This window comes from Pseudomonas sp. RIT-PI-AD (genome assembly GCF_025642785.1).
Classification (GTDB): Bacteria; Pseudomonadota; Gammaproteobacteria; order Pseudomonadales; family Pseudomonadaceae; genus Pseudomonas_T.
The window spans coordinates 39,393-52,479 of record NZ_JANZKU010000002.1 but is presented as its reverse complement, the minus strand read 5'-3'; the positions used below and the strand labels follow the sequence as shown (position 1 = coordinate 52,479).

The following is a 13,087-nucleotide window of genomic DNA, read 5'->3' as shown; positions in this document are numbered from 1 at the left end:
CGGCCGCGAGCGGCCGCCGCGGGAACCTCCTCAGTGCTGGAGGATTTTCGCCAGGAACTGCTGGGCGCGTTCCGAGCGCGCGCTGACGTCGCCGAAGAAGGCTTCCTTCTCGCAGTCCTCGACGATCTGTCCGCGGTCCATGAAGATCACCCGGTTGGCCACCTTGCGGGCGAAGCCCATCTCGTGGGTGACGCACATCATGGTCATGCCTTCGTGGGCGAGCTGCACCATCACGTCCAGCACCTCGTTGACCATTTCCGGGTCGAGGGCGGAAGTGGGCTCGTCGAACAGCATCACCACCGGGTCCATCGCCAGGGCGCGGGCGATCGCCACGCGCTGCTGCTGGCCGCCGGAGAGCTGTCCGGGGTGCTTGTCGGCGTGGGCCTGCAAGCCGACCCGTTCGAGCAGCGCGAGACCCTTGTCGATGGCTTCCTGCTTGCTGCGGCCGAGCACCTTGATCTGCGCGATGGTCAGGTTCTCGATGATAGTCAGGTGCGGGAACAGCTCGAAATGCTGGAACACCATGCCGACCCGGGAACGCAGCTTCGGCAGGTCGGTCTTGGGCGCGCCGATGGACGTGCCGTCGACCACGATGTCGCCTTTCTGGAACGGCTCCAAGGCGTTGACGCACTTGATCAGGGTGGACTTGCCGGAGCCGGACGGCCCGCACACCACCACCACCTCGCCCTTTTTGACTTCCGTGCTGCAATTGGTCAGCACCTGGAATTCCCCATACCACTTGTCGACGTTCTTGATCGAAATCATACGGCTAACCTTCTTTGCAGATGCTTGACCAGCAGCGAGGCGGTGAAGCTGATGAGGAAATACACCAGACCGGCGAAGATCAGGAACTCATGGGGCTGGCCGATGATATCGCCCCGTGAGCGCGCGGCGTTGAGGAAGTCCATCAGGCCGACGGTGTAGACCAGTGAGGTGTCCTGGAACAGGATGATGCTCTGTTGCAACAGCAGCGGGGTCATCTTGCGGAATGCCTGGGGCAGGATGATCAGACGCATCATTTGCCCGTAGGACATGCCGAGCGCCTGGGCCGCGCCCATCTGCCCTCTGGGGATCGCCTGGATGCCGGCGCGGACGATTTCCGAGAAATACGCCGCCTCGAACATCACGAAGGCCACCAGGCAGGAGGTGAAGGCCCCCACCGGCGTATCTTCACCGGTGATCCAGCGCAGGATGAAGGGCACCGCGAAGTAGAACCAGGTGATCACCAGCAACAGCGGAATCGAGCGGAAGTAGTTGACGTAGAACCCCGCCAGCTTGGCCAGCAGGAGGTTGTGCGACAGGCGCATCATCGCCAGCAGGGTGCCGAGCACCACGCCACCGAGCACGCCGAGGACCATCAATTGCAGGGTCATCAACATGCCCTGGCCGAGGCCCGGCAGGGCGGGGACTATCACACTGAAGTCCATCATTTACCTCCCACCGAGATCATCCCGGGCACCATCACCTTCTTCTCGATGGCGCGCATGATCAGCATCAGGCTCATGTTCAGGGTGAAATAGATCAGCGTCGCCAAGGTGAACGCCTCGAACAGGTTGGCGGAGAACTCGGCGGTCTGCTTGGTTTGCGCGAGCAGTTCCATCAGGCCGATCAACGAGGCCACCGAGGAGTTCTTGAAGATGTTGAGGAATTCCGAGGTCAGCGGCGGAATGATGATGCGGAAGGCCTGGGGCAGCAGCACGTTGCTGTAAATCTGCGGCAGCTTGAAGCCCATGGCGTAGGCCGCGGCGGTCTGTCCCTTGGGCAGCGCCTGGATGCCGGTGCGCACCTGCTCGCAGACCCGGGCGGCCGTGAACAGGCCCAGGCACACCACCACGCTCAGGTAGGCGGACGTGGCGGGGCTGAGGTCCTGCTTGAACCAGGTTTGCAGCGATTCCGGCAGCAGGTCCGGCATCAGGAAGTACCAGAGGAACAGTTGCACCAGCAGCGGTACGTTGCGGAACACCTCCACATAGGTGGTGGCGATCGTGGATATCCAGCGGTTCGGCACGGTGCGCATCACGCCGAGCAGCGAACCCAGCAGCAGGGCGATGATCCAGCCGGCCAGGGAAACGGCGACGGTCCAGCCCAGGCCGGTGACGAACCAGTCCAGGTAGATTTCATCGCCAATGCCGGTGGATCTTAAAAAGACGCCCCAGTCCCAGTTGTAATTCATGCGGGTTTCCCCTCGGGGTCGATCGATACGGCCATCAGGCCAGAACAGGAAGCCGGGGCCGGCACACGCGCAGGCGTATCCCGTTCCGCGTGGGTGCGGAGAGACCCGGTCCGTCGTACAGGAAGAAGAATGGAGAGGACCAGGCCTCTCCGGTTCCCCGCACCCCGCGCTCCTTTTGGAAGCGCGGGGGCATCACCTTCAGATCTGTTCTGCAGATTTGTCGGTCGGGTTGGCGATCAGCTTCTTCAGCTCTTCGCTCATGGGGAAATTCAGGTTGAGGTTTTTCGGCGGCACCGGCTGCATGAACCATTTTTCATAGATGCCGTTGATCTCGCCCGAGGCGAAGGTCGCGCTGATGGCGTCGTCGACGGCCTTTTTGAAGGCCGGATCGTCCTTGCGCATCATGCAGCCATAGATCTCGAAAGACTGCGGCTTGCCGGTGACGACCCAGTCGTCCGGCTTCTTGGCCTTGGCCATTTCGCCGTAGAGCAGGGCGTCGTCCATCATGAACGCGACCGCGCGGCCGGATTCCAGCATCAGGAAGGATTCGCCATGGTCCTTGGCCGAGATGATGTTCATGCCCATCTGCTTGTCGGCGTTCATCGACTTGATCAGGCGCTCGGACGTGGTGCCTGCGGTGGTGACCACGTTCTTGCCCTTGAGGCCATCGAAATCCTCGATGCCGGAGCTTTTCTTGACCAGCAGGCGTGTGCCGACCTCGAAGATGCCCACCGAGAAATCGACCTGCTTCTGGCGTTCCAGGTTGTTGGTGGTGGAACCGCACTCGATGTCCACGGTGCCGTTCTGCACCAGCGGGATACGGGTCTGCGAAGTGACCAGGTTGTAACGGACCTTCAGGTCGGGGAGGTTCAGGTCTTTCTTGATGGCTTCGACGACTTTCAGTTGCAGGTCGTGGGAGTAGCCGACCGGTTTGCTCGGGTCGTCGGCCAGGTAGGAAAAGGGGATGGAGGCGTCGCGATAACCCAGGGTGATGGTGCCGGATTCCTTGATTTTCTTCAGGGTGCCGGTCAGTTCGGCGGCGACCACCGGTGTGGAGATCAAGGCGGCCGCGATGGCGGTGCTCAGAATACGGGGAAGGATGTGCATGGGTCTTTTCCTCGGCATTGTTGTTTTAGTGGGGGACTGCAAAACCATAGCTGTAGCGGGTGCATTCGTCTCGACGGACGAAGACTTTCCAGCCTCGTACATCTACAGGAGCAGAATGCATGCCACCTGAAGCGTATCGATAGGCAAAACATAAGTACATGAAAATAAAGTGTTTTCTATAAGTATCTCGGCGCCGTGATTTCTTTGGGTTCGATTATCCGAATGAAACCCGATGGAGCGTTCGGGAAACCGAACGAAGGCGGTGGGTTCGCTTCAGCGAAGGACGAATGAATGGCTGAAGAATGACGCCAATTAAGTGACCTGAGCCCCGGCCGAGGCTTCCCTTACCTCTTCAATTCATTCAAGGGGGAAACCGAAAGGTGTTGATTCATTTGAAAATTCGTACCGGTCTGTTCTGCGTACTGGTGTCTTTCGTCAGCGTACTGCTCATATCCGTCTCCATCGCCTGGGAGAACGCGCGCAGCAGCGATCAGCAAATCCGCGACCTGCACCTCAACGGCATCCAGCAGCCCGGCATGGTCAGCGACGCCTTCATTCTGATGTTGCGCGCGCGAGTGGGCCTGGCCGGCGCGTTCCTGGAGCAACAGGAAGGAGAGGAAGCCAAGGCCCAGGTGAGCCAACAGCGCGCCGTCGCGCTGCTCGAAGAGGCGCGCAAGCGTTTCGCGGCGTTCGCCCAGACCCGTCACCCCGACGTGTGGGGCCCCCTGGCCGCGCGCATGCTGGAATCCTTCGACGCGTACCTCGGCGCCGTGCGTGCCCAGGGCGCGGCGCTGCAAGGCCGTTCGGCGAACGACTACATCGCCGCGAACCTGAAGGCACGGGATGCCAACGGAGTCTTCTACGAGGCCTTCAATGCCTACACCGAGCAAGTGGAGCGGCATACCCAGGGCGTCATGGAGGGTGCCGCCGGCCGCAGGCATCTGGCGGAATCCTCGGCCGTGGCCCTGGGGTTGATCGCCCTCCTATTGGCGGTGGGCTGTGGCCTGTTCATTTCGCGTCGGGTGCTGGGGCCGTTGCGCGAGACCGGGGAGCACTTCAAGCGCATCGCGGGCGGCGACCTGACCGGCAGGATCGAGGTGCACGCACGCAACGAGATCGGCGAATTGCTGGAGTCGCTCCAGCGCATGCAGGCGCGGCAGCGCGAAACGCTTCAACGGATAGCCGGCTCGGCGGAGCAACTGGCGTCGGCGGCCATCGAGCTGAACGCGGTCACCGAGGAAAGCACCCGCGGGCTGCATCAGCAAACCCAGGAGCTGGAGCAGGCGGCCACCGCGGTCAACGAAATGACCACGGCGGTCGAGGAGGTGGCGCGCAATGCCGCCTCGACCTCGGAGGCCTCCGAAGCCTCGAACCGCCTGGCGCAGGAGAGTCGCGAGCAGGTGCGCCAGACCATCGAGGCGATCACCTTCATGAGCCAGGAAGTGCAAGGCTCGGCGCAGCAGATCCAGCAACTGGCGGGCCAGGCGCGGGACATCGGCAAGGTGCTCGACGTGATCCGCGCGGTCTCCGAGCAGACCAACCTGCTGGCGTTGAACGCCGCCATCGAGGCCGCGCGTGCCGGGGAAGCCGGTCGTGGTTTCGCGGTGGTGGCGGACGAAGTGCGCACCCTGGCCCATCGGACCCAGGCATCGACCCAGGAGATCGAGCAGATGATCGACGGCATCCGGGCCGGCACCGACAGCGCGGTGGCCTCGATGCAGGCCAGCAACCAGCGCGCGGACACCACGCTGCGGACCACCCAGGCGTCCGCCATCGGCCTGGAGGACATCTTCACCGCCATCGGCGAGATCAACGAGCGCAACCTGGTCATCGCCAGCGCCGCCGAGGAACAGGCCGCGGTCGCCCGGGAGGTGGACAGGAACCTGGTGAACATCCGCGACCTGTCGACCCAGAGCGCGGCGGGCGCGCATCAGACCACGGCCGCGAGCAACGAGCTGTCACGGCTGGCGGTGGAGCTCAAGGGGCTGGTGGCGTTGTTCAGGGTGTAGCGTCGATGGCGCGAGCCGGGCAGGGAGGATAGGGCTCCGGCCGTGGCATGGAAGCGCAGGACGCGCTCCTGGCGGCTCGGCCATTATCTCCGCCGGAAAGCCGGCGACTGGCTGCCGAGCGCTCGGTACAGGAAATCAGAAGTCGACGGCGAAGTGCCACTTGATCCGTTGTTCTTCCAGGGCCGACAGCACCCACTCGTAGTCCTGCAGGTCGTCGACGAAGTCGTCGGCGTTGCTCAGCGCGTGCGGGTGCACCGCCAGATGGCCGTGCAGGGCGCGCACGGTACGCAACCCTTCGCTGGCGTCGAACCAGGCCTCGCCGGGCAGGTCGTTGGCCGCCTCGGCGCCGTCTTCGAAGAAGTCGGCGAACTGACCGGGGTCCTGGCTGACGAAGGCCCAGATCGAGGTCACCTTCAGGCGTTTGCAGAGTTCGTCGAGCTCGACTTCATCGATCTTCGCGACCGCCGTGCCGTTCACGAAGTCGTCCAGTCCGGGAATCGGTTTTTCAGGAACGATATAGATGGCTGCACCCATGGCATTCTCCCTTTCAGTCGGCCACTTGGCCGTTTGGAGGGACGAGCATAGCCAGATGAGGCCACGGCGGAGCGTGACGCATTACCGGTATTGAAGGCGTGTAATTGACGTAAATGGGAGCCAGGACGCAAAAAAAGAGGGAACCGCAGGGGAAATGCCCGTCTCGACGACGTTTTCGCGGGATGGCGCGTGGCCATCTTCGAGCCGTCCGGTGGCCGCGCGAGGGTCAGGCAGGCCCGCGTGTCTCGAGCGGCTCCGTCAGCGAGGGCGCCAGAAACTTGCTGAGGAACTGCTGGGTACGTTCTTCCTTCGGCTGGCTGAACAGCGTACGCGCCGGCCCCTGTTCGACGATCACGCCCTGGTCGATGAAGATCGCCCGGTCGGCCACGTCGCGGGCGAATCCCATTTCGTGGGTGACGATCACCATGGTGCGTTTCTCCCGCGCCAGGTCGCGGATGGTGCCGAGCACCTCGCCCACCAGTTCGGGGTCCAGCGCCGAGGTCGGCTCGTCGAAGAGGATCACTTCCGGCTCCATCGCCAGGGCCCGGGCGATGGCCACGCGTTGCTGCTGGCCGCCGGAGAGGCGCTTCGGGTAGGCGTCCTCCTTGCCGGCCAGACCAACCTTGGCGAGGAGCGCGCGGCCCCGCTCGATGGCCGACGCACGGGGCTCTTTCTTCACGATCAGCGGGCCTTCGATGACGTTTTCCAGCGCGGTGCGGTGGGGGAACAGGTTGAAGTTCTGGAACACGAAACCCACCTGCTGGCGCAACTTGCGCACCCGCCCTTGCTGGGCGGCGAGCGGGCGGCCGCCGTCGATTTCGATGTCGCCGACGCGAATGCTGCCGCCACTCGGCTCCTCCAGCAGGTTCAGGCAGCGCAGCAGGGTGGTCTTGCCGGAGCCGCTGGGTCCGATGATCGCCACCACTTCGCCCGGTTCGACCTCGAGGTCTATGCCCTTGAGAACCTCGTGGCCCTTGAACGACTTGCGCAGATTACGAACGTGGATCATGCGGCTCAGGTTTCCTGGTCTTGGCGGTTGACCCGCGCTTCGAGACGGTGCTGAACGTGGGCGAGCAGGCTGGCGAGTATCCAGTAGAGGAGGGCGGCAGCCAGGTACATCGTGAAGATTTCGAAGGTGCGCGCCGTGATCAACTGTGCCTGCCGGAACAGCTCGGGCACCTGGATGGTCGCCGCCAGGGAGGTGTCCTTGACCAGCGAGATGAAGCTGTTGCCCAGGGGCGGCAGGGCGGTGCGGGCCGCCTGTGGCAGGATCGCCCTGTAGAGTGTCTGCGTCCGGGTCATGCCGATGCTGGCGGCGGCTTCCCATTGGCCGCGGTCGATGGAGGCGATGGCGGCGCGAAGGATTTCCGAGATGTAGGCCGCCATGTTCAGCGAGAAGCCGATCAGCGCGGCGGGCAGCGGATCCAGTTGGATGCCCAGTTGCGGCAGGCCGTAATAGATCATGAACAGCTGCACCAGCAATGGCGTGCCGCGCACGAAAGAAACGTAGAGCCGGGACAACCAAGTCAGCGCCCCGATGCGCGACAGGCGCATCAGGGCCAGGGCGAAGCCCAGCAGAAGGCCGAAGAACATGCCTCCCAGGCTGAGTACCACGGTGTAGAGCGCGCCCTTCAGCAGGAAGGGCGCCGAGTCCAAGGCCAACTGCAGACTCGCTTCGATCATTGGGTCACGTCAGCCTTGAACCATTTCTGCGAGATCTTCGCCAGGGTGCCGTCCTTGCGCAGCTTCTCCAGCGCTTTGTCGAGGGCATCGCGCAGTTCCGGGTTGTCCTTGCGCAGCGCGATCCCGGCTTCCTGACGGGCGAAAGGCTCGCCGGCGACGGCCAGGGTATCACCGGTCTTCTTGATCAGCTCGAAGGCCGCCAGGCGATCGCCGAGAATGGCATCCAGACGGCCGACCCGCAGGTCCTGGTTGCGCGTGGGGTCGTCGTCGTAGGTGCGGATGTCGGCCTTGGGCGCGTTCTGCTTCAGCCAGTCCTCGTAATTGGTCCCCAGGACCACCCCGATCTTCTTGCCGTCGAGATCCGACAACTTGCCGAACTTCGACTCCTCGCCCTTGCGGGTCAGCACCTGAATACCGGAGACCGTATAGGGCACGCTGAAGTCGTACTTCTTCTTACGCTCTTCGGAAATGGTCACCTGGTTGATCACCACGTCCAGCCGCTTGGACTCCAGGGCGGCGAGGATGCCGTCCCACTTGCTCGGCTGGAAGTCGGGCTTCACGCCCAGCTCTTTCGCCACCGCGTTGGCGATCTCCACCTCGAAACCGGTGAGTTGGCCTGTCTCGTCCTGGAAGTTGAAGGGCGGGTAGGTGCCTTCCAGGCCGATGCGCAGCGTGCCGCGTTGCTCGATCTGCTGGAGCAGGTTCTCGGACGCGAAGCTCGGCGCGAGGAAGCCGGCCAACAGCAGGGCCAGGCTGCCCGACAGAAAACGGCGATGCAGGGAGAAGGATTTCATCTTGAGGTCCAGGTTTTCCAGGGGAGAGGCAACAACTATAGGCGATGAAAGGTTATTCAATTAAATAATATAAAATTATTATTTTTATATTTAAAGGAATAAAAGAGCCGGTTCTGGGGATTGCCCCAGGCCTTTATAGCAGGTAACCACAAAGCTCCAAGCGAGCGGCTACGGGAAGAAAGCGGGGTGGCGCTTGCCGCCCCGCTCGCAGGTCAGGTCCGGCCCTTTTCGCGCCAGCCGCCTCCCAGCGCCTTGTACAGCTCGACTTCGCTGGTCAACTGGTTGAGCCGATCGCCTATCAATTGCTGGCGTACGCTGAACAACTGGCGCTGCGCATCCAGCAGGGTCAGGTAGTTATCGATCCCGGTGCGGTAACGCTGCTCGGCCAGCCGGTAGTAATCCTCGGTGGCCTTGACCAGGTCACGCTGCGCCTCCAGTTGCTGGCTATAGGTGGCCTGGGCGCTGAGGCCATCGGCGACTTCCTTGAAGGCGGTCTGGATGGCTTTCTCGTACTGGGCCACCTGGATGTTCTTCTGCACCTCGGCATAGTCGAGGTTGGCCCGCAGGCGGCCGGCATTGAAGATCGGCAGGCTGATCTGGGGCTGGAACAACCAGGTGCCGGAGCCGCCATCGAAAAGTCCCGACAGGCTGGTGCTGAGGCTGCCGGCGTTGGCGGTCAGGCTGATGCTCGGGAAGAACGCCGCGCGCGCCGCGCCGATATTGGCGTTGGCGCCTTTCAGCGCGTGTTCGGCCTGGAGAATATCCGGGCGACGTTGCAAGAGATCGGAAGGCAGGCCGGCGGGAATCTCGGCGAGCACGTCAGCCGCCAGGTCGTCGCTGGGCGCCATCCGCTCCGGCAGACCGCGCCCGAGCAGCAGCACCAGGGCGTTCTGGTCCTGCGCCACGCGCCGGGTGTACTGCGCGAGGCTGACGCGGGCGCTTTCCACCGTGGTACGGGCCTGGCGCAGTTCGAGGGCGGAACCTATCCCGACGTCGAAGCTGCGCTGGGTCAGCGAGTAGCTCTGTTCGTAGGCTTTCAGGGTGTCGCGGGTCAGGTCGAGCAGGGTGCGGTCGGCCTGCCAGGTGAGGTACGCAGTGGCGACGTTGGCCACCAGGCTGATCTGGGTGCTGCGGCGCGCCTCCTCGCTGGCCAGGTACTGCTCCAACGCCTGATCGCGCAGGCTGCGCAGACGCCCGAAAAAGTCCAGCTCCCAGGCATTGACGCCCAGCGTGGCGCTGTATTCGCTGCTGATCATCGACTCGCCGCTGCGCGACACGTCGGCCGGCAGGCGTTGCCTGCTCCCGCCGACGCCCGCGTTGATCGCCGGGTACAGCTCGGACCGTTGGATCCGGTACTGGGCCCGATAAGCCTCGATGTTCAACGCCGCGACCCGCAGGTCGCGGTTGTTGTCCAGCGCCGTCTCGACCAATTGGCGCAGCGCGGGATCGCGGAAGAACTCACGCCAGCCCAGCTCCTCGGCGGACGCCTGGGTCGAGGCCGGCGTGGCATAGCCTTCGCCCTGGGGCCATTGGGCGGCGACCGGCGCGTCCGGGCGCCGGTACTCCGGGTTCAGCGAGCACCCGGCGAGAGCCGCGACCAGTGCCAGGGGAATCAGGGACGTCTTCACAGCAGAGTCTCCTCGTCAGTCACGCGGGTATCGGCGTTCGCCACGGGCTTCTTGCGTTTGGCGATGGAGCTGACCAGTACGAAGAACAAGGGTACCCAGAAGATCGCCAGCAGGGTGGCGGTGAGCATGCCGCCGATCACCCCGGTGCCGATGGCGTGCTGGCTGCCCGAACCGGCACCGCTGGAAATCGCCAGGGGCACCACGCCGAGGATGAATGCCAGCGAGGTCATGATGATCGGGCGCAGGCGCATGCGGCAGGCTTCCACCGCAGCCTCCACCAAGCCCTTGCCTTGCTCCTGCAGTTCCTTGGCGAACTCGACGATGAGGATGGCGTTCTTCGCCGCCAGGCCGATGGTGGTCAGCAGGCCCACCTGGAAGAACACGTCGTTGGACAGGCCTCGTCCATAGGTGAAGAGCAGCGCGCCGACCACGCCGAGGGGGACGATCAGCATCACCGAGAAGGGAATCGACCAACTCTCGTAGAGCGCGGCCAGGCAGAGGAACACCACCAGCAGCGACAACGCGTACAGCGCCGGGGCCTGGGCGCCCGAGAGTCGTTCCTCGTAGGAAAGGCCGGTCCAGGAGTAGCCGACGCCGGCGGGGAGTTGCGCGGCGATCCGCTCCACCGCGGCCATGGCCTCGCCGGAGCTGTGGCCGGGCGCCGGGGCCCCGAGCATCTCGATGGCGGGCACGCCGTTATAGCGGGTGAGCTTCGGCGACCCGTAGACCCACTTGCCGCTGGCGAAGGCGCTGAACGGCACCATCTGGCCCTCGCCGTTGCGGACGAACCACTTGGCGAAATCCTCGGGCTTCATGCGCGCCTCGGGCTGACCCTGGAGGTAGACCTTCTTCACCCGGCCATGGTCGATGAAGTCGTTGACGTAGTTGGCGCCCCAGGCGATGGAAACGGTGTCGTTCACATCGGAAAGGGACACGCCCAAGGCGCGGACCCGCTCGTCGTCGATCAGCAATTGATACTGGGGTTCGTCCCGCAGACCGTTCATCCGCACACTGGCGAGCGTCGGGTCCTTGCTGGCCAGGGCGAGGAACTTGTTGCCGGCCTCGACGAGCGCCTCGTGGCCGACACCCGCGCGGTCTTGGAGGAACAGGTCGAAGCCGGTGGCGTTACCCAGCTCCATGACCGCCGGTGGCGCGAAGGCGAAGACCATGGCATCGCGGAAACTGAAGAAGTGCTGCTGGGCGCGCTCGGCCAGGGCGAAGACGCTGTGCTCCTTGCCGCTGCGTTGGGCCCAGGGTTTCAACATGATGAACGCCATGCCGGAGCTCTGGCCGCGGCCCGCGAAGTTGAAGCCGGTCACGGTGAAGATCGAGTTCACGGTTTCCTTCTCGTCCTCCAGCAGGTAGTCGCGCATCTGCCCGACCACCTGCTGGGTACGCTGCGCGGTGGCGCCGGGCGGCGTCTGGATCTGGGCGAAAAGCACGCCCTGGTCCTCGTCGGGCAGGAACGCCGAGGGAATCTGGGTGAACAGCCAGACCATGCCGCCGATCAACACCGCATATATCAGCAGGTAGGGCGCCTTGCGCTTGAGCACATGGGTAACGCCCCGTTCGTAGCTTCTCACGCTGCGATCGAAGCCACGGTTGAACCACCCGAAGAAGCCGCGCTTCTGCCCGTGCCCCCCGGTCTTTCCGGGCTTGAGCAGGGTGGCGCAGAGCGCCGGGGTGAACACCAATGCCACCAGCACCGACAGGGCCATGGCCGAGACGATGGTGATGGAAAACTGCCGGTAGATGACCCCGGTCGAACCGCCGAAGAAGGCCATGGGCACGAACACCGCGGACAGCACCAGGGCGATCCCCACCAGCGCGCCCTGGATCTGCCCCATCGACTTGCGCGTGGCTTCGAGAGGCGGCAGGCCTTCTTCATCCATCACCCGCTCGACGTTCTCCACCACTACGATGGCATCGTCCACCAGCAGGCCGATGGCCAGCACCATGGCGAACATGGTCAGGGTGTTGATGGTGAAACCGAACGCGGCCAGCACGCCGAAGGTGCCGAGCAGCACCACCGGCACCGCCAAGGTCGGGATCAGCGTGGCGCGGAAGTTCTGCAGGAACAGGAACATCACCAGGAACACCAGGACGATGGCCTCGCCCAGGGTGTGCACCACGCCGGAAATCGACGCCGACACCACCGGGGTGGTGTCGTAGGGGAAAACCACTTTCATGCCCGGCGGAAAGAAGGGTTCCAGCTCGGCGATGGTGGCGCGTACCGCGGTCGCGGTTTCCAGTGCGTTGGCGCCGGTGGCCAGCTTGATCGCCAGGCCGGAGGCCGCCTTGCCGTTGTATTCGGCACTGATGGCGTAGTTTTCCCCACCCAGCTCCACCTTGGCCACGTCCCGCAGGCGCACCTGGGAACCGTCCCGGTTGACCTTGAGGAGGATCGCGCCGAACTGCTCGGCGGTCTGCAGGCGGGTCTTGCCGACGATGGTGGCGTTGAGTTGCTGGCCGGGCACGGCCGGCAGGCCGCCGAATTGTCCGGACGACACCTGGACGTTCTGCGCCTGGATGGCGCTCTTCACGTCCACCGGGGTCAGTTGGAAATTGTTCAGTCGCGCGGGGTCCAGCCAGATGCGCATGGCGTATTGCGAACCGAAGACCTGGAAGTCGCCGACACCCTTGGTCCGCGAAATCGGGTCCTGGATGTTGGCCACGATGTAGTTGGCCAGGTCGTTCTTGTCCATGCTGCCGTCTTCGGAGACGAGCCCCACCACCAGCAGGAAGTTCTTCACCGCTTTGGTGACCCGGATGCCTTGCTGCTGCACTTCCTGGGGGAGCAGGGGCGTGGCGAGCTGTAATTTGTTCTGCACCTGGACCTGGGCGATATCCGCGTTGGTGCCCTGTTCGAAGGTCGCGGTGATGCTCATGCTGCCGTCGGAGTTGCTCTCCGAGGAGATGTAGCGAAGGTTATCGATCCCGTTGAGCTGCTGCTCGATGACCTGGACCACGGTGTCCTGCACGGTCTGCGCGGAGGCCCCGGGGTAGTTCACCGCGATACCCACCGCCGGCGCGGCGATGCTCGGGTATTGGTTGATCGGCAGCTTGAGGATCGACAGACCGCCGGCCAGCATGATCACCAGGGCGATCACCCAGGCGAAAATGGGGCGATCGATAAAGAATTTGGACATCGTTGATTCC

11 protein-coding genes are annotated in these 13,087 nt (G+C 63.9%); 1 reads left to right on the top strand and 10 read right to left on the bottom strand.

The window, feature by feature from the left end; genetic code table 11:
* Window positions 1-30: 30 nt before the first annotated feature.
* The 4 genes from OGL92_RS02085 to OGL92_RS02070 form a co-directional block, all read right to left on the bottom strand.
* Complete coding sequence (locus OGL92_RS02085; protein ID WP_263139713.1) at window positions 31-765, bottom strand: amino acid ABC transporter ATP-binding protein; 735 nt, start codon at window positions 763-765, stop codon at window positions 31-33.
* The gene (locus OGL92_RS02080) at window positions 762-1,430 is read right to left on the bottom strand and encodes an ABC transporter permease subunit (RefSeq protein ID WP_263139706.1); all 669 of its coding nucleotides are present in this window, start codon (window positions 1,428-1,430) and stop codon (window positions 762-764) included. Before OGL92_RS02080 ends, OGL92_RS02085 begins: the two co-directional genes overlap by 4 nt.
* Window positions 1,427-2,173, bottom strand: a complete 747-nt coding sequence (locus OGL92_RS02075; protein ID WP_263139703.1) for an amino acid ABC transporter permease — start codon at window positions 2,171-2,173, stop codon at window positions 1,427-1,429. The genes OGL92_RS02080 and OGL92_RS02075 overlap by 4 nt, the downstream gene beginning before the upstream one ends.
* A gap of 198 nt (window positions 2,174-2,371) precedes the next feature.
* The gene (locus tag OGL92_RS02070) at window positions 2,372-3,280 is read right to left on the bottom strand and encodes a glutamate/aspartate ABC transporter substrate-binding protein (RefSeq protein WP_263139701.1); all 909 of its coding nucleotides are present in this window, start codon (window positions 3,278-3,280) and stop codon (window positions 2,372-2,374) included.
* Between the two features lie 380 nt (window positions 3,281-3,660).
* Between OGL92_RS02070 and OGL92_RS02065 the strand changes: the two genes are divergently transcribed.
* Window positions 3,661-5,289 (top strand): methyl-accepting chemotaxis protein, encoded by a 1,629-nt coding sequence (locus tag OGL92_RS02065; protein WP_263139699.1) that lies wholly within the window; start codon window positions 3,661-3,663, stop codon window positions 5,287-5,289.
* Window positions 5,290-5,424: 135 nt separating this feature from the next.
* Here the strand turns inward: OGL92_RS02065 and OGL92_RS02060 are convergent, their stop codons facing one another.
* The 6 genes from OGL92_RS02060 to OGL92_RS02035 form a co-directional block, all read right to left on the bottom strand.
* The gene (locus tag OGL92_RS02060) at window positions 5,425-5,823 is read right to left on the bottom strand and encodes a hypothetical protein (RefSeq protein ID WP_263139698.1); all 399 of its coding nucleotides are present in this window, start codon (window positions 5,821-5,823) and stop codon (window positions 5,425-5,427) included.
* Window positions 5,824-6,049: 226 nt separating this feature from the next.
* Entirely contained in the window at window positions 6,050-6,832 is a 783-nt protein-coding gene (gene tcyN / locus OGL92_RS02055; RefSeq protein WP_263139696.1) for an L-cystine ABC transporter ATP-binding protein TcyN, read from the bottom strand.
* A 5-nt stretch (window positions 6,833-6,837) separates the two neighbouring features.
* Window positions 6,838-7,506, bottom strand: coding sequence for a cystine ABC transporter permease (gene tcyL, locus OGL92_RS02050; RefSeq protein WP_263139695.1), 669 nt, complete (start codon window positions 7,504-7,506; stop codon window positions 6,838-6,840).
* Complete coding sequence (tcyJ, locus tag OGL92_RS02045) at window positions 7,503-8,300, bottom strand: cystine ABC transporter substrate-binding protein (RefSeq protein ID WP_263139693.1); 798 nt, start codon at window positions 8,298-8,300, stop codon at window positions 7,503-7,505. The genes tcyL and tcyJ overlap by 4 nt, the downstream gene beginning before the upstream one ends.
* Before the next feature lie 212 nt (window positions 8,301-8,512).
* Entirely contained in the window at window positions 8,513-9,928 is a 1,416-nt protein-coding gene (gene adeC / locus OGL92_RS02040) for an AdeC/AdeK/OprM family multidrug efflux complex outer membrane factor (protein ID WP_263139689.1), read from the bottom strand.
* The gene (locus OGL92_RS02035; protein ID WP_263139683.1) at window positions 9,925-13,077 is read right to left on the bottom strand and encodes an efflux RND transporter permease subunit; all 3,153 of its coding nucleotides are present in this window, start codon (window positions 13,075-13,077) and stop codon (window positions 9,925-9,927) included. The genes adeC and OGL92_RS02035 overlap by 4 nt, the downstream gene beginning before the upstream one ends.
* Window positions 13,078-13,087 lie beyond the last annotated feature (10 nt).

What these genes read in the sequence shown, in the direction of transcription:
- OGL92_RS02080 (WP_263139706.1), bottom strand. Translation starts at nt 1,430, where the DNA reads ATGATGGACTTCAGTGTGATAGTCCCCGCCCTGCCGGGCCTCGGCCAG.
- tcyL (WP_263139695.1), bottom strand. Translation starts at nt 7,506, where the DNA reads ATGATCGAAGCGAGTCTGCAGTTGGCCTTGGACTCGGCGCCCTTCCTG.
- tcyJ (WP_263139693.1), bottom strand. Translation starts at nt 8,300, where the DNA reads ATGAAATCCTTCTCCCTGCATCGCCGTTTTCTGTCGGGCAGCCTGGCC.
- OGL92_RS02060 (WP_263139698.1), bottom strand. Translation starts at nt 5,823, where the DNA reads ATGGGTGCAGCCATCTATATCGTTCCTGAAAAACCGATTCCCGGACTG.
- tcyN (WP_263139696.1), bottom strand. Translation starts at nt 6,832, where the DNA reads ATGATCCACGTTCGTAATCTGCGCAAGTCGTTCAAGGGCCACGAGGTT.
- OGL92_RS02035 (WP_263139683.1), bottom strand. Translation starts at nt 13,077, where the DNA reads ATGTCCAAATTCTTTATCGATCGCCCCATTTTCGCCTGGGTGATCGCC.
- OGL92_RS02075 (WP_263139703.1), bottom strand. Translation starts at nt 2,173, where the DNA reads ATGAATTACAACTGGGACTGGGGCGTCTTTTTAAGATCCACCGGCATT.
- OGL92_RS02085 (WP_263139713.1), bottom strand. Translation starts at nt 765, where the DNA reads ATGATTTCGATCAAGAACGTCGACAAGTGGTATGGGGAATTCCAGGTG.
- OGL92_RS02070 (WP_263139701.1), bottom strand. Translation starts at nt 3,280, where the DNA reads ATGCACATCCTTCCCCGTATTCTGAGCACCGCCATCGCGGCCGCCTTG.